Below are 23,798 nucleotides of genomic sequence, written 5' to 3'. Positions count from 1 at the left end.
TTTCATATTCATTATTCATCATCATAAAAATTCTTATTCTAAGAAAAAGTTCCAATAGATACCTTAAGTTACGCTATCACAACTTTTTGTTATTTAATTACCTTATGTAAGTGATTGTAATATAGTCACTTACTTTAGTCAAGTAACTTTTAATAAAAAATAAAATCTCAAATTAAAAATATTAACTAAAATACAATTGAACACCAAATACATCTTTATTACTTGTATAATAAACTTTGAGAGGAAAATTCATATATAGAAAGGATTTATTCATGAGCACTATAGAAAAGATTCAAACTTTTATTATTCTTTTTGCTGTTACATGCGGCATCGTACTCGGACAATTTAATATGATACATACGTATTCAGACAAATTTATTGTCCCCTTCTTATTTTTCATGCTATATGGATTATTCCTCAGCATTCCATTAAAAGAAATAAAAAACGGATTTCGCAATTTAAAATTTGCTGGAACAAGTCTTACTATTAACTTCTTATGGACACCTTTACTCGCTTGGGGGTTAGGAGCACTATTTCTTTCTGATCATCCAGCACTTTGGGTTGGATTTATAATGTTAATGGTTACTCCATGTACAGATTGGTACTTAATCTTTACTGAAATAGCGAAAGGTAATGTAGCACTTTCTACTGCAATTTTACCTGTAAATTTAATTTTGCAAGTACTGCTCCTTCCCATTTATTTATTTTTATTTGCTGGTGTCATGAAAACTGTAGCGATTTCTGTTTTAGTAGAAAGTATTGTTATCGTAATCGTCTTACCATTTATACTTGCACACGCTACAAAGTTCATTATGAATAAAATGAAAAAAGCTGAAACTCTCGAGAATAAACTCATTCCGTTTTTCAGCTCTGCTCAAATTGTATTTTTAAGTTTAGCAATAGTAGCGATGTTTGCATCACAAGGTAAATATTTACTGCAAAATATGAATGTCGTTTTATTATTACTCGTTCCTGTTCTATTGTTCTTCATCATTAATTTCTTACTAGGACAATTTATCGGGCGCATCATGCATTTATCTTACAAAGATACAGTAAGTCTAAGCTTAACAACGTTAGCAAGAAACTCACCTGTTGCACTCGCTATCGCTGTAACAGCTTTTCCAGACGAGCCTCTTATCGCACTTGCACTCGTTATTGGACCGTTGATTGAGTTACCGGTACTAGCTTTTGTTTCACAAGTTTTGTTGCTTATTAAGAAAAAACGGCAATACGCATAATAAAAACCGTCCCATTTTGGGACGGTTTTTATTATGGAAAGATTACATACAACACTTGCTTCTTATTTATCAATACAAATGAAATTACCGAAACTACAAACGTAATAATACCAATTGTAATAAAGTGAAACTTTAATCATTGGGGGTTTTGTTCATCCCCCAATGATTATTAGCCCTCACCACTCCCGCATTAACAGATCCTTTCTAATTAAAAATGATAGGAAACGTAAATATAACGAAAGCTGCCCAAAGTCCGTATATTGGCAAATACTTCGTAACGGCATCTTGGATAGCTTTTAGTCCTGATTTATTTTGCAAGAAACGCATATAGGCAAACATAATCCAAATGAGATTTGCCCAAATCAGTATGTTTACTCCTAAAACAGCAAGTCTATTAGGTGTAATCCCGTAAGAAGAAAGTCTGAATACTATGGCTGACAATGCGACAGTGTCAATAATAAGCGCCAGAACAATTAAGGAAAAATTTATATAATCTGAAATGTTCTTTTTCTCGTCCGAGTCACTCTCAACGATAGAAAATATAGTAACAGCCAATACGCCAAGCAGTATTCCGTTGAAGGCCATTAGGAAATTGCGATCCAAGAATGGATTTTTCCCGATCCAAATTACCGTTATAAGATAGATAAGCAAGGTAATCAGGACGAGAGGACTAAAAATTTTAGATATGTATGGTGTAATATTTTTAGCAAGCTTAAGATTCATTGATACTAAGTATGCAGTCACAATAGCGAGAGCCGCTGCTCCAAATAAAACAACATTACTAAAATAGAATTCTCCTATATCTAAGTCAACAAAGCTAAATAAACGCATGGTGAATACCGCAAGTATCATTCCGCTCACTGCCATGCTCCCGTAGAGAAGACAATATTCTAAATTAAATTTAATATAGGCTAATCTTGTACTGCCTTTTGAATATTCATTTCCTGTAAATGCAAGCCCTACTAAGACCCATAAAAATATAGGAAGATGTAAATACGCAAGTATGGTACTGTCTTTATAATTTACTGGCAGCGTATTAAGATAATACCCGGAAATTAGGAACAACGCTGCAAGGGAATAAATAATACTTTTTTTCGGAGTATTATTGTAAACAAAATAAGCAGCAATAAAGGGAATTACACCAAAAGCCAAGTTAATTGGAGCAATTGCTTCCTGCTCAACAAAGTGGAAAATGATCCTGGTGCTTATGCCGGCCAGAATAGCTAAAAGGCCCATGAATAAGAAACCTTTTTGAAACAAAGATGTTTTTTCTTTATTTACTTTCTCCTTGAAATGCAACCTTTCATACCAAGCACCTAGAACTTGAGAATCAGGGTTTTGGTCCCATGCTTGTGAGAATGCTTTTTTAAAAGCTTTCGGATCTTTTCTATACATCTTCTCCAACTCATGGGGGTTATCCATATTTTTAACAATCAAATTGTTAATGTTCATAGTTATACCTCCTCTAATTTTAAAAATAAGGTTGTTACCTTTTAACAAAAGCACCTCACTCATTTATTATGATTTTGATTTTAATACAAGTTTTATCGTTTTACAATAAAAAATTATTATTTAAAGGATTTTTTTTATCGTTAAATTTTATATAAAAGAAAAACAAAAGAGCATGACAGTTTTATGTCATGCTCTTTTAACAAATTAATTCTCAAATACAAAATTAATCTTATTATCTTTCCACTCTAATTTCGCATCAAACGTTTTCTCGCCCTTTTTAAAGCCTTTAATTAAATCAGTCTTTTCACCTTTTAAGAGCTTTGTCATATTCTTTTGCGAAATTGTTTTACTTAATATCTTCTTTGAAATGGTGAAATCACATTGCGTTGTATTATAGTTAGAACAACCGTAAAACGTTGACTTATCAATTACATCGCCATCACATTTTTTACAGCTACCAACCTTTTTACCCGTTGTAAATTTCGATCCTTTTCGTTCAATCGATTCAACATGTAGTCCAGTGAAATCCCACTTCTCAGACATTTCCACTGCATCTTCAATAATTTTAGCTGATAGCTTTTTCGTCTGTTCCATAAATGTAGCTGGTGAAGCTGTACCTTCACCAATTTCCGCAAGACGTTGTTCCCATTTCGCAGTCATTTCTGGTGAAGCTAGTATTTTATCACCAATTGCGGTAATTAATACTTTTCCTTTATCAGTCGCATACACTTGGTTTTTCTTTACATCTATATACTTACGGTCTTTCAGCATCGTAATAATACCTGCGCGAGTCGCTTCCGTACCTAAACCTTCTGTTTTCTTTAATACTTTCTCCAGCTCTTCATTCTCTAAATACTTACCAGCTGTTTTCATTAACGTAATAAGTTGTCCTTCTGTATAGCGCTTCGGTGGCTGTGTTTTTCCTTCTTTCACTTTCACCTTTACAACTTTTCCTTCTTCGCCTTCAGCTACAATTGGAAGAATGGTTTCGTCATCTTTATCGTCTTGGAAAATAACTTTACGCCAACCTTCTTGAATTTGCTGTTTTCCTTTTGAAATGAATTCAGCACGTTCATCTACAAGCGTTACAATCGTTGTATAGTCAAAGATTGCAACTTCATAATGAGCTGCAATAAGCCTTCTTACGATCATATCGTATATTTTCTTTTCATCACCTGATAGTCTGCTTGGGTTTGTAACTTGCTCTGTCGGAATAATTGCGTAGTGATCTGTTACTTTCTTTTCATTTACATAACGCTTGTTATTCATAATGGATTCAACCGGAGCCGGTAATAAGCCTTTATATTCATCAAACTGACTCAACTTCTGTAAAATATCAGGGAACGTCGCTGCTTCTCCTTGTGTAACATAGTTAGAATCTGAACGTGGATAAGAAACAATCCCTTTTTGATATAGTGCTTGCGTTATATCAAGCGTCTTTTTCGGTGAAAACTTAAAGGCTTTATTTGCCGTTGCTTGCAGTGATGATAAGTTAAATAAAAGCGGCGGCTGAAACTCTTTACGCTCCGTTTTCATTTCCTTCACAACAGCCGGTTTCCCTTGGCAAAATGCCGCAATTTTATTCGCCATATCAGGATCTTTTAAGCGGGATTCATTATCCTTTTCCCATTTTCCATCATATTTCTTTCCTTCTATATTAAAGGTTGCAAACACTTCCCAGAAAGGCTCTGACTTAAAGTTTTCAATTTCTTTCTCTCGCTTTACAATCAATGCTAACGTTGGTGTTTGGACACGACCAGCAGAAAATACATCATTCATTCCTTTTTTCTTTAACAAAATACTAAAGACACGTGATGCATTCATACCAACAACCCAGTCAGCGCAAGATCTTGTGTATGCTTCGTAATACGTATTAATTGTATCTGATTCATCAAGTAGATTTTTAAATCCTTGGTAAATAGCTTGCTTCGTTAAAGATGAAATCCATAGACGTTTCATCGGCTTTTGCACGTTACAAAGATTAATAATATTTCGTACGATCAGTTCCCCTTCACGCCCAGCATCTCCTGCGTGAATGATTTCTGTTACCTGTGGATTATGTAACAGCTGTTTCACAACGTTAAATTGCTTATACTTTGACTTTGTTACTTCAAATTGAAAACGTTCTGGAATCATCGGTAATGTATTAAGTGACCATTTTTTCCACTCTGCGTGATAATGCTCTGGATTACATAACTGCGTCAAATGACCAATTGCCCATGTACAGTACGCTCCATTTGGAAATAACTCATTCGCTTCTACCTCTAAATATCCATCTTTCCGGCGATATTTAAACTGTGAAACAAGAGCCAACCCTTGATCTGGTTTCTCGGCAATAATTAATTTCATTTTATAACTCCCTATCTGTATTCCAGTGTTACTTTCATTGTCTATATGTTTAGAAGCGATGATAAAACAACAATCTTATTTATCATTCGCGGTTTGTCTCGCAAATGGGAGACCTATAATATTATACGCTTATTCTTTATGGCTTCACAATAGAAACTCATAATATAACAATTTCTTTCACATGCTTATAATTAAAAAAGACGCCCTAAAAAATCAAACGTCTCTTTGCCTACATCTATGAAATTGTGCAGATAATATGCAGATATTAATAAGCATAAGTACCCTCCATATAAACATATGATGAAATGAACGATAGGACAAGGAGGTATCATAATGTTTGCTTATACGTTAACTACCTTAACACTTTGCTGTACTTCGATTCTTATTACATCCTATATTTCCAAACGTAAGGGTACCCTAATGGAGTATATGGTATTTATTATGTCTTTTAGTATGAGTATCGGTTTAAGTATTGGTTTTTACTTAGGCATTCTCTTTAAGGAGGAATTACTATATTCTACTTTGCTTGGTATTTTAATTAGTGGTTTTATCGGTTTCTTAATCGGTCTACGTTTTCACCTATATACTGCTTTAGAAGGAATGTTCTCTGGATTAATGGCAAGTATGATGGGAGCAATGATTACAGAAATGTTAAACGCTCAACAAGCTCATAGTATATTGTTCATTAGCCTTTTACTTACTATAACGATTACTATGTCCTGTGTGATTCAATTATTATCGGAGAACTTTTCTACTTTTATCCAACAGCGTTTTTTGTTATTACTTTCAATTAGTGTAGTAATTATCGTTGCCGTATTCGCGACATTCCCAAATCATACTCCCTCACCTACATCCGGGCATGATCAACACATACATTAGTACTTGCAACAAAAATGAATAAGCAGCTATCCATAGGATAACTGCTTAATATTACTCTGGCTTATTAGGAATGTTTCGGTTTGGAACATAATCCGATTTGTAATCTGTATATTTTACTTCTGTTACCATCCCAGCTGAAGCATGGTGTAAATCATGACAGTGGAACATCCAATCGCCCGGATTATCTGCTACAAAGGCTACTTCATATTCTTCTCCCGGTTTTAAGTTCAATGTATCTTTCACAATTGGAGAACCTTCTATCGGTTTTCCATCTTTACTCAACACCTGGAAAAAGTGTCCGTGTAAATGCATTGGGTGATCATCCATTTTAGAACGATTTACCAACTTCACTTTTACTAAATCACCCTTTTTTACTTGAATTGGGTCAATATCCGGAAATACCTTTCCGTTAATTGTATATACCATTTCATTTCCATTCATTTGCGTATTTAAGTCCATATTATATGTGGCAGTATACTCTTGATTTAATGTGAAACTACCTAATTTTTTAGTACCATATTTCATTATATCTACTTTCGGTAATTTTTCTTTTTCGTCTGCTTTATCTTTCATCTCTTTGCTGCCATCATACTCAATAACAGCTTTCATTCCTTTTGCACCTTTATTTTTCGAATGGTCTTCAACATACCATTTCCCAGGATTATTAGCAGTAAATTCAATATCATAACGTTCACCCGGTGCGATTGAAATTACTTTATCCTTTATAACTTTTGGATCGTTTATTGGTTGACCATCTGTCGCAATTACTTTTATATCATGGCCATGAACATGTATATCATGTGATAGATAACCAGCATTGACGAGTCTAAGACGAACGTTATCTCCCTTATTCACTTTTAATGGCGCTACTAAATCACCGCTTTTTCCATTGATTGTGAATAAGTCGTACATACTCATATCATGACCTTCCATCTTCATATTTCCATGGTCCATTCCTTCCATATTACTAGAGTCTTTTTTATCACTGCCCATGTTCATATCAGAATGAGCCATGCCGTTCTTATCATCATTCTTTTCCCCATTTTCATTACCTTTAGATTTATTACCTATTTGCCCTTTTGTCATTTCTTTTAACTGCTTATTCATTTCTTCTTTATCTGTAACCCATTCATCCAACATTAATGTGTAATCTTTATCATATTTTTCCTTTGTATCTTCTACAATGAGCGCTCCATACAAACCTCTATCTAATTGATTTACAGAATCTTGATGCGAGTGATACCAGTACGTTCCTGGTACGTTCGCTTCAAATTCGTAAGTGAAACTTTTTCCTGGTTCAACTGCATCTTGTGTCACGCCTGGAATTCCATCCATGTTATTTGGGACAGGATATCCATGCCAATGAATAGATACTGGTGCAGATAATTCATTTTTTAATGTCACTTTCACCTTTTCACCTTTTTTCACCCGAATTTCTGAACCAGGAGATGAGCCATTAAATGTCCAGACTGGAACAATAACACCGTTACTTAATTTTTGCTTTTCTTCTTTCGCTATTAAAGTAACTTCTGGTCCTTTTTCAACTTTCAATGGTGTTGTAGCTGTTTCAGTCTGTAGTGTTTTTTTATCATTCATATTTTTATGATCATTTGTTGTATTTGTCGTCACAGAACAGGCAGCAATTAAAAATATTGCAGAGACTGTAATGACTGCTAATACAAATCGCTTCATGGAAAATCCCCCCTTTTTCTTTTTCGAAATCATTATAGAGGTTGATTTTCAAGAAAATAAGGAGATGTAATTAGATCTTACGTAAGCTAATTGGAAGATTACTAAAAGCGGAGACATTACAAGAGGCGAATATTTTAGAAATACATAATGCTTTCCTTGTAGCGACTATATTAGCCGTTCTCGTATTTGTTTTGACGTTATTTCTTAAGAAACAATAACACTGCTATTATTAAATAAGAAAAATGTAGCTAAAATGCTCTTCACAAAAGAACTTAGATTTTTGTATAATAAGAACTAATGTTCTTTACAGACAATGGACTCAAATTACACAAATATATCAAATAGAAGAGGATTGATATACGATGAAAATTGATAGACCAAAAATTTCACCAGAGTTATCTTCAAAGAATTTTCAAGATATTTTTTATGAAGAAGATCCAACATTAGAAGTCTGTGAAATTATAGACTCCACTTTTGAAAATGAATGTGTAGATAGAGTGCGATTGTATGATGCAGTGATAAAGAATTGTAAATTCACTAATACAGACTTTAGCAATATTGATATTACAGATGTTTGTTTTGAAAACTGTGATTTATCAAATGTTAATTTAAGCAATTCTTCTGTTCACAGAGTCGAATTTAAAAATAGTAAATTAATCGGAGTAAATTTCACAGAATCTAGCTTAGGAAATGTTAAATTTGAGAATTCAATTTTGAATTTAGCAGCATTTGGAAATTCTAAACTAGAAAAAATTATATTTAATGAAACTTCATTAAATAATGCAGATTTTTTTGACTGTAAACTTAAAAAAGTTGAATTCCAATTATGTAGTCTTGATGAAGCTAATTTTGATCAGACATCACTGAAGGGGATAGATATTAGTTCTTCTACCTTTGATACACTTACAGTTTCAGTGAACGATTTAAGAGGATGTAAAGTATCAACATATCAAGCTGTTCAGTTTGCTACTTTATTAGGATTAATAATTAAAGATTAGTATTTCGAAGAAAAGAACCCTATCCCGAATCATGGATTTTTTAATTGTCCACGATTCGAGATAAAGTTCAAATAAATTAGTGATGACTCTTTTATTATTTAACTACAGATTGGTTTCCTTTTACATGTTCATTATTTACACTCATAAATTCTTCAATTTCTTCAACTTCTCTAATGATATCTTTTGACAAGTTTTCATACCCGTCTTTCGTTACAAGAATGTCATCTTCAATACGAATTCCAATTGATTCTCCTTCAATGTAAAGACCAGGTTCAATTGTTATAACCATACCTTCTTCTAACATTCTATCTTTATATGTTCCTACATCATGTGTATCTAAACCAAGGAAATGGCTGACACCATGATAATAGTATTTTGATAACTCTTCATCTTCTTGAATTAAACCAATTGCTTTACACTCTTCTGCCAGTACCTTTTTTGTATGCTCATTTAATGCAGCGAACTTTAATCCTGGCTTAATAAGCGCTGTTGTTTCTTTTAATGCTTTTAATACAATATTATAAATTTGTTTTTGACGACTAGAGAATGTTCCATTTGCCGGGAATGTATAACTAATATCAGCGTTATAGTAGTCTTTTTGAGCACCTAAATCTAGTAATACTAAGTCACCATTTTGAATTTGTGCATCATTATCTTCATAATGAAGAACTGTAGCATTTTTCCCACTCGCCAAAATTGTATTGAACGCATGGTGCTTAATGCCAGATGATTTCAGTGTAAAATCAAATTGAGCTTCTAATTCATACTCCATCATGCCTGCTTTTGCATTTTTTAACACATTGTAAATACCATCTTTCGTTACAGCAATCGCTTCTTTAATAATTTCAATTTCTTCCTCTGTTTTAAATACTCGTAATTCACAAATGTTCGGATATACATTACCAATTGTTACGTGTGGGTATTTTTCTCTTACATGTTTAGCAAATGCTAATGTTTTTGTCTCCGTACCATTCCAATCACGACGTTCTATATCTAAATATAGATGCTTCGCATTTTCTGTAAAAAGTATATTTGACATTGTCTTTTCAAAGCTATCTAAATATACAACTTTCTTTATACCTGAAATTCCCTCTGCTTCTTCGCTAGAAACTGTCTTCCCAACCCATTTTTCCATTACTGGATCTGATTTTTCAATGAAAAGTGTCTCTTCTACACTATTCCCAAACTTTTTCAGCATAAAAATAACATTTGGTTCATCGATTCCCGTTAAGTAGTAAAAATTACGATTCGGTACAAATTTATAATGTGCATCAGCTGACATATGCGGTGCTTGTCCCGCAAATAAAATCGTAACGGATTCATCAGGTAATGTTTTCGTTAGTCTTTCTCTATTTTGAGCAAAAAATGTTGATTTCATAATAATCCCCCTAGTGTTCTATGTATGCTTGTAAAGCTAATTGTCCTCTGTTATTCATTTTATTATTGTTATAATTTTTCGTCAATTTTTAACCTTTTAGATGGTGTTGACATAATAAAAATTAAGCGTTAAAATGACTATATATTAGTAAGTAACTAATATAATTAAATCTAACTAGAGGTGAATCAAATGAAAAACATTTTATTCCGTATTAACGAATTGTCAAAAAAAGAAAAAGCAACTGGATTAACAGTTGATGAAAAACAAGAACAACAAATGTTACGTCAAAACTATACAGAAACATTTCGTGGAAGCCTAGATTCCATTTTATTAAACACAAAAATTGTTGATCAAAATGGTCTTAACGTTACACCTGCTGCATTACAAGATGCTCAAATACGTTTAAAATTAAGCAAATGAGTTCCGAGCTAAAGAATTTTAATAAAACATAAACAGAGCTGGATTTCCTATATAGAAATTCCAGCTCTGTTTATTGTCTTTTCTAATTTAGTAAACGAGCGATACATCGCAATTCTCCACGACACAATCATCGCAAATGCAAGTAAGAAAAACATTCCGCTTAACTCTGCCAAATCAATTGATTGGCTTAAATATGACTTTAATGCCACGCGTACAGCTAATAAGCCTACTAAAATAAATATGAATGCTTTTGACGGTTTCATAAATATATGTTCGCCTTTTATTTCGAACTTAGTTGTTTTAATAAGAAAAATAGAGAAAATAAGCCCTATACTAATTGCCTCGACTATTTCTAACGATGTTAATCGAAACTCTGGTAAAAAGTACATCATTGCGCCTGTACTCATAAAAATTGGCGGCAATATAATTTTCTTTTTCGTTACCGGCTTTTTCGCTGCTTTAAAACGTAGAAACATTACCCCAACAGCCATACAAACTGCTACGACACTTGATAAAAGTGCTATCATACTTTCCACTCCTATCTATTTAAATGACTTTTTTAGCAAAATCATAAACCAATAAGTAACTACATGCCGCATTATAGAATTTCTTCATTATATTCCTCCTGCTGTAAACTTTCCATATTCGCTGCAATCATTTTACGCAAAGTTTATGAACGGAATATGAACAAAAAAAACCATTCTGCAATTAATAATTGCAAAATGGCTTTTTAACTTATTTTAAATCGTCAATTGTGAAAGCACCTGGAAGTAATTGCTCAACAGTCACTTCTTTTTCATCACCTTTTACATTCGTTAGTAATACAGGCATTTTCGGATCACAGAATTCAGCAATTACTTGTCTACACGCACCACATGGTGAAATCGGTCCATCAGTTTCTCCTGTAATAACTAAGTAACTAAAATCGCGCTCCCCTTCTGATACCGCTTTAAATATTGCTGTTCTTTCTGCACAGTTACATAAACCATAAGAAGCATTTTCTATATTACAACCAGTATAGATTTTCCCTTCTTTCGTAACTAACGCTGCGCCAACAGGAAATTTAGAATACGGAATATACGCTTTCGATAACATCTTGTTTGCTTCTTCAATATATTTTTTCTTATCCATATTATTTCCCCCTCAAAGTAAATGAAATGATGATTAGTCAGTAATAACTGTATGAACTAATTTAGGAGCCACTGCTGTTTCAGCTATAGAAATATTCTCATAAATTTTTGCTTTTACATCTTCTACATTTTCACGGTTTGCGTAGATTGTTACGAAAGGCTCGCCTTCTTTTACTGCATCGCCAACTTTTTTACGTAACATTAATCCTACTGCTAAATCGATTTCATCTTCCTTCGTTGCACGACCTGCACCAAGTAACATAGCTGCAATACCAATCTCATCTGCAACAATGTTAGAAATAACACCTGAAGTTTTTGCAGGTACATCAATTACATACTTCGCTTGTGGCATTTTTTCTGGATTGTCTACAATTGAGCTATCTCCGCCTTGATTGCTTAAGAACTCTTTAAACTTCTCAGTTGCTTTTCCGTTCTTCATCACTTCAATTAGCATTTCACGAGCTTCTTCTAATGTATTTGCTTTTTTCGCAAGTACGACCATCTGACTTCCTAATACGAGTACTAATTCTGTTAAATCTTCTGGACCTTCACCTTTTAACGTATCAATCGCTTCTTTCACTTCTAGAGCGTTACCAATTGCAAAACCAAGTGGTTGTGACATATCTGAAATAACAGCCATAGTTTGACGTCCTACATTATTTCCGATACGTACCATTGCATGTGCTAATTCTTTTGCATCTTCTTCTGTTTTCATAAATGCACCAGCACCTGTTTTTACATCAAGTACGATTGCGTCAGCACCAGCTGCAATTTTTTTACTCATAATTGAACTTGCGATTAAAGGAATTGAGTTAACAGTTCCTGTTACGTCGCGTAATGCATAAATCTTTTTATCTGCAGGTGTTAAGTTTCCTGTTTGTCCAATAACAGCTACTTTGTCACGGTTTACAATATCAATGAATTGTTCTTTCGTAATTTCAACGTGGAATCCTTCTACCGCTTCTAATTTATCAATTGTTCCGCCTGTATGTCCTAAACCACGACCAGACATTTTTGCTACTGGTACATCTAAAGCAGCTACTAACGGTCCTAATACTAATGTTGTTGTATCACCAACACCGCCAGTTGAATGTTTGTCTACTTTAATTCCTTCAATTGCTGATAAGTCGATCGTTTCTCCAGACTCAACCATCGCCATCGTTAAATCTGCACGTTCGCGATCTGTCATATCTTTAAAGAAGATTGCCATTGCAAGCGCACTCACTTGATAATCAGGAATACTTCCGTCTGTATATCCATTAATAAAGAATTTGATTTCTTCAGTCGTTAATTCTTTGCCGTCACGTTTTTTTGCAATAATATCTACCATTCTCATTACAATCACCATTCCTTTTTATATTATATAAATCTATTAAAATAATAAGCCAACGATTGTTGCTGATAAGAAACTTACTAATGTTGCACCGAATAGTAATTTCAAACCAAATCTTGCGACTACATTCCCTTGCTTTTCATTTAAGCTCTTAACTGCCCCTGCAATAATCCCAATTGAAGAGAAGTTTGCAAATGAAACTAAGAATACAGAGATAATCGCTGTCGTTCTATCTGAGAAATTAAAGTTTCCTTGTGCTAAATCTGTCATAGCGACAAATTCATTTGATACTAATTTTGTTGCCATAATATTTCCGGCATTAACTGCTTCATGCCAAGGTACACCCATAATAAATGCAAATGGTGCAAATGCATAACCAAGAATTTCTTGGAATGAAATACCGATTACACCTTTAAATACTGCATTAATAAATGCGATAAGAGCAACGAAACCGACTAACATAGCTGCTACTGTAATCGCAACTTTAAATCCATCAATAATGTATTCCCCTAATACTTCAAAGAAGGTCTTCTTCTCTTCTTCTTGTACTTCTAACATATCTTCTTCCTCAGTAACTTCATATGGGTTAATGATAGAAGCAATGATGAAACCACCGAATAAGTTAAGCACTAAAGCGGTTACAACATATTGTGGTTTTAATAACACCATATATGATCCAACGATAGACATAGAAACTGTAGACATTGCTGATGCACATAATGTATACATTCTTTTCTCTGGCAATAACCCTAGTTGTTTCTTAACTGAAATAAATACTTCAGATTGTCCTAAAATCGCAGATGCAACAGCGTTATATGATTCTAGTTTCCCCATTCCATTTACTTTACTTAATGCTAGACCGATAGATTTCACAATAATAGGTAATACTTTAATATGTTGCAAAATACCTATTAAGGCTGATATAAATACGATTGGCATTAATACACTTAAAAAGAACGAAAACTCTTTTTGATTTACTAATCCACCAAATACGAAATTCACACCGTCAGCGGCATATTTTAATAGCTCTCCAAAACCATCTGCTATTCCGCTAATTAATATATTCCCTACACTTGTATTTAATAATAGAAACCCCAAAATGAATTGTAATATAACCATCGTTATGATTGGACGATATTTGACTTTCTTTCTATCATTACTAGCAAGCCAAGCGATACCTAAAATCAATACGAGGCCAAAAACACCGATTAAGTATTTCATAAGCCGTTTCCTCCCATTCGTATCCGCTTACATTTTTTTCAATTATTAAAGCAATAGATATACTTTAAACGTATATCTATTGCTTTAAGCTTTTATCGATTAGTAGTTATCTGTAGCACCTTTTGCATCATTTAATACGATTGCAACACTAGCACTTGCTCCAACGCGAGAAGCTCCAGCAGCTACCATTTTGTCTGCATCTTCACGTGTACGAACACCGCCAGATGCTTTTACACCAACGTTTGGTCCTACTGTTTTACGCATTAATGCGATATCTTCAGCAGTTGCTCCGCCAGTTGAGAATCCAGTTGAAGTTTTTACGAAATCAGCACCAGCTTTTACTGATAATTCACAAGCACGTACTTTCTCTTCATCTGTTAATAGGCAAGTTTCAATGATTACTTTTACAAGAGCTTTTCCTTTTGCTGCTTGTACTACTTCATAAATGTCTTTTTCAACAAATTCGTTATCGCCATCTTTTAAAGCGCCTACGTTGATTACCATATCAACTTCAGTTGCACCTTTTGCGATAGCATCTTTTGTTTCAAATGCTTTTGTTTCAGTAGTGCTTGCTCCTAATGGGAAACCGATTACAGTACAAACGTCTACATCATGTCCAGCTAGTTCATCAGCCGCTAATTTTACCCATGTTGGGTTAATACAAACAGAAGCGAATTTATATTCCTTTGCTTCTTCGATTACTTTCATAACATCTTCTTTAGTAGTATTAGCTTTTAAAATTGTATGGTCAATTAACTTTGCAATGTTCATTATCTTCACTCCTCATATCTTTTAACAACTTCATTCTAACTCTTAGTTGAACAAATGTAAATACACTTTTGAAATTTTGTTCATTCTTTTTTAAAAAGCATTTTCTTGTAGTAAATAAAGCGCATTCTAACAAAGAACAGTTCCTATATAATCAAATTTTCTATGTTAACAATGGTAGTATGTATCTCCATATCCATAATTATTTTTAAAAAGGCAAATTGTGTTCAAAAAAGACTCCTATCATTCATACATAACAAAATAAAAGGAGTTCTCAAAATTAACATTTTGAGAACTCCTTTTATTTCTAACCTTTTTGATAATGTAACAGTTCTTTTGCTGTATGCTGATCGATAATTAATACATTCGCATACCCGCCACGTAACGCACCATCAATTGCTTTTATTTTTCTATTACCACCTGCAACTAAAATAGAGCGTTTCTTTAATTTCAGTTCCTCTAACTCAATTCCAATGGTACGCTTATTGATTTCTTCGCTACTAATATTTCCGTCTCCATCAAAGAAACGTGAACAAATGTCACCGACCGATTGTTTTTTGAGTAAATTTGTTTCATCCTTATCGAAATAACCTAATCGGAATAATAACGCTTCGTCTCGCACTGTTCCTACAGTAAAAATTGCAATATTCGCTTGTTTTCCCATTTCGATAATGTGATGAATATGTCGATCCTGCTCCACTAATTCTTTTGTCACTGCATTATCAAATATAACTGGAAGAGGTAGATTTCTTGGCGTCGTTTGAAAAGCATCTGCAAATAAAGCTATCGTCTCATTCGCATATGTATTTACACTTGAATGACTAATACCACCTTTTAGCTGGACAACCTCTACCCCTTTTACATGTTGCGGTACGATTTTTCTAGCGATTTCATACATAGTCATGCCCCAGCTTACACCAACAATATCACCGTTTTTAACCGTCTTTTCCATATACTCAGCAGCATATTTACTTATATACTCTGTAATCGTTGCATATTCCGGTACTGGAGAAAATACAACATGTGCCTCTAACAAGTTGTACTTTTCTTTCAGTAAATTCCCAACGTTATCTAAATCCGCAAATGGATCGGCGATGCTAATTTGAACAAACCCTTTTTCTTTCGCGTACTTTAACAATCTAGAAATCGTCGGTCTTGAAATATTTAATTTGTTAGCAATTTCTTGCTGACTATAATCTGATTGATAATATAATCTTGCAACTTCAACGCTTAATTGTTGTTTATCTTTTTCCATAGTAACTCATTACAAATCCCTTCCTGTATTTCCCTTTCGTTACAAGCATTATACAGCTTTATGCAAAAAAATTCGACTACCGGATTTTATCTAACTAAACTTCTATTCCACTTATTATATACAATGAAACCTTATTGTGTAGATTTACAAACCCAATATAGAAACACTTAAAACATATAAATCGGTTTATATGTAATTCTTTATTGCTTTTTCTGTAGTAACGATAACAAAGCCGTTCAATAAGAAACATGAATATCGTCTAAAAAGCTATTCAAATACCCCTCATAAACAAAAGATACTGTTCATAAGGGGTATTTATTCAATTTAAGTTTATAAAAATCGGATGGAAACACTGCAAGTTCTCACTTATTTAGAATAAGTGAAAAGATGATGTTTTATTTGTTCAATAAAATAATGATGGTGTATATTATCGTTAGATACGCGACTTGCCATAATAGCTCCCTCCATTGAAGATGCAAGAAAAGAAGCGAGCGATATAATATCTATATCTTCTTTAAGTTCTTGTTTCTCTATTCCTTCTTTTATGAGAGAAGCCATTAACATTACTGTATCATCATAACCTTTTGCTGCTGCTTTTTGTAATTCTGGAAATACTCCAGTACTTTCAATTGCGCTATTAAGTAATGGACAGCCTCCAGCAATAGGAGGATTATTAGCTGCATCTTGATATACAAGGAAAATTGCAAGGATTTTATCAATTGCTGTCTTTTTATTTTCCATTGCTTTATGAAAATGACTCCACATAATCTCACCACTTTTGTCATAGGCAGCAAGGACAATTTCTTCTTTACTTTTGAATCTACGATAAATAGATCCTTTAGGTAGTTCAGTAGCTGTCATTATATCCTGTATGGATGTGCGAGTTATCCCATTAGTATTAAATAAATATAAAGATGTTTCAATAATTTTTTCTTTAATCTTATCAACTTTAGTCATACTTTGTAATCCTCCTAATAAAAACGAGCTTAATATTCCAGGTGATATTTACCATCTATTTTCTTGAATTTTTTTGTAAGTATAAATAAGTTTGGAACAAAAATATATTATCCATCCCTATATTATGTGAACCTCAAACAATACAGTTTGAAAAGAGGTAATCAAATTGTATTATCTATATCATTCAAATAAATTTTCTGTCAAAATTAACATGTCCAATTATTTAATTCAGTCCTGTTATACAACTAATTTCACCTACAATTGTAGAAGGTGTAAAAATATATAGTTAATTTTAACGTATAGACTATGATTATTATATATAATTTTTATTAATATGTTTAGCTAAAGTGTTTGAACCACCCCACTCTCACTTCATTCTATAAAAGATTAATCATTAATGATTATTGGAATTAAATTGTAACAAAGCAACTGAGATATAAATATATTTGCTTTTTACCATTTTGATTTCGTTAAAAGGGTTTAAAAAACTAGAAACTTGTAGTATCATTAGATTTCGATTCAGACCGAACCGTCCGGTTTTTAATATAAATATATTTAGAAGGAGAACGTTATGCAGAAAGAAAAATCAAAGATTATAGGTAATTTAATTACGGGGGCAATAAAGTGAACTTTATAAAAATGAATAAAAAAGAAATTATTATGCTAATAGTTTATACAATGTTTGCACTACTCCAAATTGGCTTGTTCATATTATTTGGCCTATCACTTTTAACTAACAGTAATTTAGTTGAATCAGAATTTGCTCTTAGTGCCATCGGTTTGACTGTACCTGCTATTGTAGGAATAATTTTCTTTAGGAAAGAAATTATTGAAAGTTTTACTTATTTTAAAGAGAAAACAATTTTGAAAATAGTAAGCATTCCTATGGTGGTTTTACTTATGGTAATTGTGGAAAATTCTATTATGCATTTTCTAAACATAGGTCAGCCAGAGAACCAAGAACAGGTCCTTACAAGGGGCGCAGAGGTGCCTATTATATTCACATTACTTCTATTTGGGATTATAGGGCCAATAATTGAAGAAATCATATTTCGTCATATATTAGTGAATCATTTTTCGGAATATGTTGGTACTGCTATTGCATCCATCGTTTCGATTATAATTTTTGCAGGTCTTCATTCAAATCAACTTTCGGATCTTGCTATATATTTACCTGGCACGGTGATGCTTACTGCGGCTTATCTTATTTCTAATAGATCCCTTGCATATGTTATAGCGATACATATGTTAAACAATTTTATTCCTTTTATTTAATTGCATATGTCATAACAAGACATATGTAATTGAAGGTTTTGATGCAAAAATACTCTATGTTTCTATCGAGTATTTTGGGTACCAGAACCACTTTTTCTAAGGCATAAGAAATCTTATCAAAACTACAACTTATTAGGAGAGTGTCGGTCATGATTGTAACAACAACTTCTGGAATTCAAGGTAAAGAAATTATTGAGTATATTGATATTGTAAATGGTGAAGCTATTATGGGCGCAAACATTGTCCGCGATTTATTCGCTTCAGTTCGTGATGTTGTCGGTGGCCGTGCTGGTGCTTATGAAAGTAAGCTAAAAGACGCTCGTGATATTGCAATGGACGAAATGAAAGAACTTGCAAAACAAAAAGGTGCGAACGCTATCGTTGGTATTGACGTAGATTACGAAGTTGTACGTGATGGAATGTTAATGGTTGCTGTCAGTGGTACAGCTGTACGTATATAAGTAAATTAAAAAACGGTCCTCCCTTGGAATTTATACTTTGAGGAGGGGCCTGGTTCTGTTGCAGATTTTAAAGAATAAAAAGAGATGTTGATAAAGCATTATACGTCGAAAAAACACAGTTTGAGTGTAAACTGTGTTTTTTTATATAGAAGCCTCATCCCATCACTATCAAGCTAAAATTTTGTGTTAACTTGTAAAAAATGTACATTTTTTACTTTGGGGTAATTTTGAATCCTTAAGCTTATGGGCATGTGCTGGTACTCTCTAATACTGTACAAATTTTTTATAAATGGTTGTAAGGTTCTACGTTTTTGACCATTCTGTACAACGATAACTTTGGTTTATTGATTTCACCTGTAATCTGGTAGCCTATCCTCTGATACAATTTAATGGCAAGTTGGTTCTCTTTCTTTACCGTCAGAGAGCATTTGGCAAAGCCTTGCAGCGAAGCTTGTTCCTCAGCAAACTCAATTAATCTGGTACCTATCCCTAGTCCTCGACTTTCGGGCAGTAAGGCAATTGTTCCGATGTGAAACTCGTCATCTTCTCCCTCCTTCAAGGTAAACATGGAATAAAGCATTTTGATATTCAGAATGTTATAAACAACAAAACCTAGCTTTCGGAACGAAAGCAGCTGTTTAAAAGTGGGCCAGGCAAGACGATTTAAAACGGGTATGGGATAGCAAGTAATCATCCCTAAAGTTTTCCCGTCCATTTGAGCTTCATAGGCGTATTGATGACTAAAACGGTTGTTCTCCTGCCGCCATAGCTTACAAAATGTCCAATCGACTGTGTTCTTCTCCTCAGATCCTGCAAGTGGAAACGCCATGTATTCCAATGCCATTACATTTAGCTGGGCGCCGACCATGGATTGATGAACAGCCTTTACAATAGAGATTTTATTCATTATCCTATTGCTCCTTTTCACTTTCTATATTATTAATATTAATTATCATGGATTTGAATCAGTTCACTTCCCTCTCAATTCATCCTTAGCTTTGAAACCATAATAAAATGTATTTAAAACAAGCTCTGCAGCAGATTTTTTAGCCACATTTCCTTCATGTACCTGTTCCCAGGTATGGAAAAGCAGAGCATAAAGCGTATTCAAAATCCATTCACTGCTAACTGTTTGCTGAAAGTAACCTCTTTGTTGTAGCAATTCAATAACGCGTCTTAAGGGTTCCCTCAGCTTCTCTTCTGCTTCACCTAATTCTTTGTTGTTAAATACAGATGCATCATGACCTAGAAAATAGATTTTGTCACCTAAAGGGATTAACGCTTCAATAAGTTCCGGGATATAGTTTTCGCTTCTTTCCTCATCCAGTGGAATCTGGTTTACAGTATCACTTACCAGTTGTATAGCCCGATGGCCCAAGAACAGCATCAATTTCTCCCTGCTTTCGACGTAGCGATGGAGTGTAGCAATTCCAATTCCCGCATATTCCGCAATTTCATTCATCGAAGCAGTAGGATTTTCAACAAGCAATATAGTAGCTGAATCAAGAATTGCATTAAATCTCGCTTCCTTCAACGCTGACAAGTCTTTCTTCATCGTCAATCTCTCCCTTTTTCTGTATAAAGCCGTCATTTTTGATAGATAAATATATCATTTGATATTATAATAAACAATCTCAAATAAAGTGTCCAGCTGCTGAATGTAGCTTTTCAAAAAGAATTATATTCCTGAAACTGATAGTACTTTGAATGTTTCATTTTTAGCATTTCATTATTTAGATAACGATGAAGAAATTAAATTCTTTAATGTAATAAATACAAGAGCCAAAGGAAATGGTACGAGTTACTTTCTGCATAAAGTTATCGGTTTATTTTAAAATTCACTTCCGGGTATTGGGTTATCAGCCTTTTAAGGGTTGAGCCGTCATCCTTCTGTTTTACATACTGGTCAAAAAATGCCAGGCTGAATTCGTTAATAATACGATGAACTTCCTTTGGATTTTCACCTGGGCTCTGCAACAGAGGTGAGAACAAATGTAAATCGGTAAAGCTTGTATGATCCGTATGAGGAATGACCATTGACATACCACCGCCAGCTAACCCGCGTCCGTATCGCTCCCTCACTTCAAAGGGATCTGCTTCATCAGGCTCTTCTGCATTCATGAGCAGAAATGGTTTTCCAATGCCACTTTCAGGCAAGATTTCACCATACAATGTACCATCCATATTGATAGCTGCTTTGACACGAGAATCTTTTGCAAGTATTTGTGCTGCGGTAGCTCCACCGTAAGAGTGGCCAAACATTCCAATTCGCGAGGTATCCAGTCTTCCTGTAAAGAAACCGGTCTCATCGTTTTCGTTAAGTTTCTCTATCTGATTAAGGACAAAGCTGACATCTTCCTCCCATAATTTTATGTGACTATCTCCTTCATCAGTTAAATTGATGGGCTGTACGTAAGCAGTTCGACCACCTGGAAAGACGGTAGCTGCAGCATCAAAGGTATGATCGATACTTAGAACAATATATCCTTGACTAGCCAACTCCTCAACTTGAAACGTGTTTTGATTACGAAAACCATTAAAACCATGAGAGAAGAGTAATATGGGATAGTGATTCTCTGAGTCTGAGAGTTGTAAATCCATAAACGAATGAGACTTTACCAATTCCATGTGGCTGAATGCAAATGCAGGAATAGACAATGTTTTTTCCAATCCCTTGGAGAGCTCATTTATGTTACGAATATAAGGTTCTGGATCCCCCTTGCTTTTTTCAGCTGCAGGATACCAAATTTGCACCATCAGTTCGCGCCGATCGTTTGGATTTTTTGAATATGGTTCATTTCTCTGATGATCAACCCAATGATATAGCTTCGTACCGACCCTATGTGGACCAGTTGGTTCTTCAAATGAAAATACTGGCATAAGTAAGGGTAGCGCAACTGCTACAGACAAATAGATACATAGTAACGAAGTCTTAACTATGAATATACCCGAACTTCTAAAGCCCTTTTTCCGCCCAGCTAATAAATAGCATAAAATTAAGATAACTGGGGATACATATGCCGGAATCATCTGCCCCCTAAAACCTTCTGCCAATAACTGAACTGTAACCATTACAACGGCAATCAAAGTAGCTAATTTAGACCACTTTTTCGTTTCTCTGCCTATTAACAGTATCCAACTCAATAGACTAAAATTCACTACTATCAAAACAACTTCCCAGAAATTCATTGGCCTATCTCCTTTGCATGCATTTTATTTCTAATTAAAGAGGTAGTTTTCAGCCTAAGCAAAAGCAGATGAAACACCTATATAGTTGCACTAATTATGCTTAGTAACCGTTTCATCCACTCTACTCCTTTATTCAAATTAAAAACTTAAAATGCCCAGCTACCTTTACGGAAAATTGGTTCTACAGTTCCATCTGGTAGAATACCGTCGATGTCCATCTCACTGCTGCCAATCATAAAGTCCTCATGTGTTACTGAAATATTTGCCCCTAACGTTTCAAGTTGATCGTTTTCTAAATCTCTTCCACCCTCTAAGCAAGTTGGATAAGCTTTACCAATCGCTAAATGGTTCGATGCATTTTCATCAAACAATGTATTAAAATATAAAATTCCCGATGCTGAAATTGGTGATTCATGTGGTACAAGTGCTACTTCACCTAAATAGCAAGAGCCTTCATCCACATTAATAAGCTCTTGTAATAAATCGTGTCCTACCTGTGCTCCAGCTTTAACAATTTTTCCTTCTTCAAATGTCAGTTTAAAGCCATCGATAATATTCCCTTGATAAACTAATGGTTTTGTATTGCTTACATAGCCATTTACACCTTGTTTCATCGGTAACGTATAAACCTCTTCTGTCGGCATATTAGCCATAAAGATAGTATCATCAGGAGTTTTACCACCTCCAGTAACCCATTTATGCTGTGGTGCTAATGCAATTGTTAAATCAGTACCTGGCGCTGTATAGTGAAGCTTCATATATTTTTTATCGTTCAGTAGGACCGCACGAGATTCTAAATTTGTTACATGTTCACGCCATTTTTCAATAGCACTGCCGTCACCAATACGAACAGCTTTAAAAATAGCCTCCCATAATGCTGGTACTTGATCCTCAGTTGCTAAACCTGGGAACACCTTCGATGCCCACTTTGGTGAAGGAACTGCTACCATCGACCAAGCTATTGAATCCTTCATTACGGCGTTGCGATTGTTTCTCAGAGCAGCTCCTGCTACCTTTTGATAGGTAGCTAGACGATCAGATGAAATACCTGTAAATTTATCAGGATCTGTAGCATCTATCATTAATAGTGCTCCTTTACGTTCGATCAGCTCATCATTCATTTTGACTATCCACTCTGGGAAGCGATTAAATTCTTCATCTGAGGCATAATCAAAGTAAGCACGTTCCATTTCTTCATCCGAAAAATTAACATGAACAAGCCCTGCCCCAGCCTTATAAGCCTCTTTCACAACTATACGGGCGAAATCCAATGCATCCACTGATGTATTGACTAATAAGTATTGCCCTGGTTGAATATTGACACCGATTTTCACCGTAAGTTCTGCATATGCTTGTAATTTTTCTTCAAAAGTCATATTATTTACCTCGCTTTTATTAAATTGGTTTTGAATTCCCCTCACTAACTTACTTTCTGAACAGGTTTTCTCAGAATTTCCATTTCCCATTTTTTATTAGAACATGATAACAACTAATGGATTTTTTCTACTACTCATATATTTAATTTCTAAACTTTGATTCAATTAATATTGATTTGTTTTTCAAAAAATCTAATCGAAGGGTATCAAACACTACATAAAGTTATAGAGTTCTTTATTGTGAAAGCTCACTCAGTTCTTCCCAATCTTTTCAATGCTACTGTACCTAAAGACTTACCATCAATGGGGCGTTTAACATTCTCAATCACTCCTTTATCTTTACAAAAGCATTTTTGATAGATAAACATATCATTTGACATAAGATTAAATCATTTTAAATGAATTATCAAGCCATAAAATTTAATTT

At 34.1% G+C, this 23,798-nt stretch carries 21 protein-coding genes; 6 read left to right on the top strand and 15 right to left on the bottom strand.

The annotated features are described in order from the left end of the window. Positions 1-272: 272 nt before the first annotated feature. Positions 273-1,238 (top strand): arsenic resistance protein, encoded by a 966-nt coding sequence (locus tag ACUL40_RS01390; RefSeq protein WP_000103809.1) that lies wholly within the window; start codon positions 273-275, stop codon positions 1,236-1,238. 204 nt (positions 1,239-1,442) lie between these two features. Here the strand turns inward: ACUL40_RS01390 and ACUL40_RS01385 are convergent, their stop codons facing one another. Both ACUL40_RS01385 and topB read right to left on the bottom strand, forming a co-directional pair. After that, complete coding sequence (locus ACUL40_RS01385) at positions 1,443-2,690, bottom strand: DUF4153 domain-containing protein (RefSeq protein WP_001024720.1); 1,248 nt, start codon at positions 2,688-2,690, stop codon at positions 1,443-1,445. A 204-nt stretch (positions 2,691-2,894) separates the two neighbouring features. Beyond that, complete coding sequence (topB, locus tag ACUL40_RS01380; protein WP_000766771.1) at positions 2,895-5,039, bottom strand: DNA topoisomerase III; 2,145 nt, start codon at positions 5,037-5,039, stop codon at positions 2,895-2,897. A 333-nt stretch (positions 5,040-5,372) separates the two neighbouring features. On the opposite strand from topB, the gene ACUL40_RS01375 reads away from it, so the two are divergent. Beyond that, complete coding sequence (locus tag ACUL40_RS01375) at positions 5,373-5,918, top strand: hypothetical protein (protein ID WP_063219855.1); 546 nt, start codon at positions 5,373-5,375, stop codon at positions 5,916-5,918. 51 nt (positions 5,919-5,969) lie between these two features. Here ACUL40_RS01375 and ACUL40_RS01370 read toward each other — a convergent pair whose 3' ends face one another. Beyond that, the gene (locus ACUL40_RS01370; protein ID WP_063219854.1) at positions 5,970-7,610 is read right to left on the bottom strand and encodes a multicopper oxidase family protein; all 1,641 of its coding nucleotides are present in this window, start codon (positions 7,608-7,610) and stop codon (positions 5,970-5,972) included. Between the two features lie 362 nt (positions 7,611-7,972). Between ACUL40_RS01370 and ACUL40_RS01365 the strand changes: the two genes are divergently transcribed. After that, the gene (locus ACUL40_RS01365) at positions 7,973-8,608 is read left to right on the top strand and encodes a pentapeptide repeat-containing protein (protein ID WP_000687265.1); all 636 of its coding nucleotides are present in this window, start codon (positions 7,973-7,975) and stop codon (positions 8,606-8,608) included. A 94-nt stretch (positions 8,609-8,702) separates the two neighbouring features. Here the strand turns inward: ACUL40_RS01365 and ACUL40_RS01360 are convergent, their stop codons facing one another. Beyond that, a complete protein-coding gene (locus tag ACUL40_RS01360; protein ID WP_445422929.1) occupies positions 8,703-9,986 on the bottom strand; it encodes an aminopeptidase P family protein in 1,284 nt (427 codons plus the stop codon). A gap of 189 nt (positions 9,987-10,175) precedes the next feature. On the opposite strand from ACUL40_RS01360, the gene ACUL40_RS01355 reads away from it, so the two are divergent. Beyond that, complete coding sequence (locus ACUL40_RS01355; protein WP_000789782.1) at positions 10,176-10,406, top strand: DUF896 domain-containing protein; 231 nt, start codon at positions 10,176-10,178, stop codon at positions 10,404-10,406. Between the two features lie 47 nt (positions 10,407-10,453). On the opposite strand, the gene ACUL40_RS01350 is transcribed toward ACUL40_RS01355, so the two are convergent. From ACUL40_RS01350 to ACUL40_RS01320, 7 genes are all read right to left on the bottom strand, one after another. Next, positions 10,454-10,933, bottom strand: coding sequence for a CcdC family protein (locus tag ACUL40_RS01350; RefSeq protein ID WP_000561074.1), 480 nt, complete (start codon positions 10,931-10,933; stop codon positions 10,454-10,456). Between the two features lie 208 nt (positions 10,934-11,141). Next, positions 11,142-11,537: a cytidine deaminase gene (locus tag ACUL40_RS01345; protein WP_000358533.1), complete on the bottom strand. Its 396-nt coding sequence runs from the start codon at positions 11,535-11,537 to the stop codon at positions 11,142-11,144. Positions 11,538-11,570: 33 nt separating this feature from the next. Next, complete coding sequence (locus ACUL40_RS01340; protein WP_001983022.1) at positions 11,571-12,872, bottom strand: pyrimidine-nucleoside phosphorylase; 1,302 nt, start codon at positions 12,870-12,872, stop codon at positions 11,571-11,573. Between the two features lie 36 nt (positions 12,873-12,908). Next, positions 12,909-14,090: a NupC/NupG family nucleoside CNT transporter gene (locus ACUL40_RS01335; RefSeq protein ID WP_000876188.1), complete on the bottom strand. Its 1,182-nt coding sequence runs from the start codon at positions 14,088-14,090 to the stop codon at positions 12,909-12,911. Between the two features lie 99 nt (positions 14,091-14,189). Next, positions 14,190-14,861 (bottom strand): deoxyribose-phosphate aldolase, encoded by a 672-nt coding sequence (gene deoC / locus ACUL40_RS01330; protein WP_001017440.1) that lies wholly within the window; start codon positions 14,859-14,861, stop codon positions 14,190-14,192. A gap of 304 nt (positions 14,862-15,165) precedes the next feature. Next, positions 15,166-16,113, bottom strand: coding sequence for a sugar-binding transcriptional regulator (locus ACUL40_RS01325; protein WP_000409781.1), 948 nt, complete (start codon positions 16,111-16,113; stop codon positions 15,166-15,168). Positions 16,114-16,479: 366 nt separating this feature from the next. Next, the gene (locus ACUL40_RS01320) at positions 16,480-17,070 is read right to left on the bottom strand and encodes a TetR/AcrR family transcriptional regulator (RefSeq protein WP_025687223.1); all 591 of its coding nucleotides are present in this window, start codon (positions 17,068-17,070) and stop codon (positions 16,480-16,482) included. Between the two features lie 624 nt (positions 17,071-17,694). Here ACUL40_RS01320 and ACUL40_RS01315 point away from each other — a divergent pair. Continuing rightward, positions 17,695-18,345, top strand: coding sequence for a CPBP family glutamic-type intramembrane protease (locus ACUL40_RS01315; protein ID WP_063219851.1), 651 nt, complete (start codon positions 17,695-17,697; stop codon positions 18,343-18,345). A gap of 149 nt (positions 18,346-18,494) precedes the next feature. Next, complete coding sequence (locus tag ACUL40_RS01310) at positions 18,495-18,806, top strand: heavy metal-binding domain-containing protein (protein ID WP_000637505.1); 312 nt, start codon at positions 18,495-18,497, stop codon at positions 18,804-18,806. A 283-nt stretch (positions 18,807-19,089) separates the two neighbouring features. On the opposite strand, the gene ACUL40_RS01305 is transcribed toward ACUL40_RS01310, so the two are convergent. The 4 genes from ACUL40_RS01305 to ACUL40_RS01290 all read right to left on the bottom strand — a co-directional run bounded on the left by ACUL40_RS01305 (position 19,090) and on the right by ACUL40_RS01290 (position 23,371). Next, complete coding sequence (locus ACUL40_RS01305; RefSeq protein ID WP_001033856.1) at positions 19,090-19,713, bottom strand: GNAT family N-acetyltransferase; 624 nt, start codon at positions 19,711-19,713, stop codon at positions 19,090-19,092. A 63-nt stretch (positions 19,714-19,776) separates the two neighbouring features. Beyond that, positions 19,777-20,361, bottom strand: coding sequence for a TetR/AcrR family transcriptional regulator (locus tag ACUL40_RS01300; protein WP_000710981.1), 585 nt, complete (start codon positions 20,359-20,361; stop codon positions 19,777-19,779). A 263-nt stretch (positions 20,362-20,624) separates the two neighbouring features. Continuing rightward, positions 20,625-21,995: an alpha/beta hydrolase family protein gene (locus ACUL40_RS01295; RefSeq protein WP_072770307.1), complete on the bottom strand. Its 1,371-nt coding sequence runs from the start codon at positions 21,993-21,995 to the stop codon at positions 20,625-20,627. A gap of 146 nt (positions 21,996-22,141) precedes the next feature. After that, a complete protein-coding gene (locus ACUL40_RS01290) occupies positions 22,142-23,371 on the bottom strand; it encodes an aminopeptidase (RefSeq protein ID WP_098582652.1) in 1,230 nt (409 codons plus the stop codon). Positions 23,372-23,798 lie beyond the last annotated feature (427 nt).

The sequence above is a fragment of the Bacillus sp. KNSH39 genome (assembly GCF_052656585.1).
The sequence above is the reverse complement of the archived record's forward strand: the minus strand, read 5'-3'. Positions and strand labels throughout refer to the sequence as shown.

Bases quoted from the DNA above. Each gene is read 5' to 3' on its own strand.
- ACUL40_RS01390 (WP_000103809.1), top strand. From the start codon at position 273: ATGAGCACTATAGAAAAGATTCAAACTTTTATTATTCTTTTTGCTGTT.
- ACUL40_RS01385 (WP_001024720.1), bottom strand. From the start codon at position 2,690: ATGAACATTAACAATTTGATTGTTAAAAATATGGATAACCCCCATGAG.
- topB (WP_000766771.1), bottom strand. From the start codon at position 5,039: ATGAAATTAATTATTGCCGAGAAACCAGATCAAGGGTTGGCTCTTGTT.
- ACUL40_RS01375 (WP_063219855.1), top strand. From the start codon at position 5,373: ATGTTTGCTTATACGTTAACTACCTTAACACTTTGCTGTACTTCGATT.
- ACUL40_RS01370 (WP_063219854.1), bottom strand. From the start codon at position 7,610: ATGAAGCGATTTGTATTAGCAGTCATTACAGTCTCTGCAATATTTTTA.
- ACUL40_RS01365 (WP_000687265.1), top strand. From the start codon at position 7,973: ATGAAAATTGATAGACCAAAAATTTCACCAGAGTTATCTTCAAAGAAT.
- ACUL40_RS01360 (WP_445422929.1), bottom strand. From the start codon at position 9,986: ATGAAATCAACATTTTTTGCTCAAAATAGAGAAAGACTAACGAAAACA.
- ACUL40_RS01355 (WP_000789782.1), top strand. From the start codon at position 10,176: ATGAAAAACATTTTATTCCGTATTAACGAATTGTCAAAAAAAGAAAAA.
- ACUL40_RS01350 (WP_000561074.1), bottom strand. From the start codon at position 10,933: ATGATAGCACTTTTATCAAGTGTCGTAGCAGTTTGTATGGCTGTTGGG.
- ACUL40_RS01345 (WP_000358533.1), bottom strand. From the start codon at position 11,537: ATGGATAAGAAAAAATATATTGAAGAAGCAAACAAGATGTTATCGAAA.
- ACUL40_RS01340 (WP_001983022.1), bottom strand. From the start codon at position 12,872: ATGAGAATGGTAGATATTATTGCAAAAAAACGTGACGGCAAAGAATTA.
- ACUL40_RS01335 (WP_000876188.1), bottom strand. From the start codon at position 14,090: ATGAAATACTTAATCGGTGTTTTTGGCCTCGTATTGATTTTAGGTATC.
- deoC (WP_001017440.1), bottom strand. From the start codon at position 14,861: ATGAACATTGCAAAGTTAATTGACCATACAATTTTAAAAGCTAATACT.
- ACUL40_RS01325 (WP_000409781.1), bottom strand. From the start codon at position 16,113: ATGGAAAAAGATAAACAACAATTAAGCGTTGAAGTTGCAAGATTATAT.
- ACUL40_RS01320 (WP_025687223.1), bottom strand. From the start codon at position 17,070: ATGACTAAAGTTGATAAGATTAAAGAAAAAATTATTGAAACATCTTTA.
- ACUL40_RS01310 (WP_000637505.1), top strand. From the start codon at position 18,495: ATGATTGTAACAACAACTTCTGGAATTCAAGGTAAAGAAATTATTGAG.
- ACUL40_RS01305 (WP_001033856.1), bottom strand. From the start codon at position 19,713: ATGAATAAAATCTCTATTGTAAAGGCTGTTCATCAATCCATGGTCGGC.
- ACUL40_RS01300 (WP_000710981.1), bottom strand. From the start codon at position 20,361: ATGAAGAAAGACTTGTCAGCGTTGAAGGAAGCGAGATTTAATGCAATT.
- ACUL40_RS01295 (WP_072770307.1), bottom strand. From the start codon at position 21,995: ATGAATTTCTGGGAAGTTGTTTTGATAGTAGTGAATTTTAGTCTATTG.
- ACUL40_RS01290 (WP_098582652.1), bottom strand. From the start codon at position 23,371: ATGACTTTTGAAGAAAAATTACAAGCATATGCAGAACTTACGGTGAAA.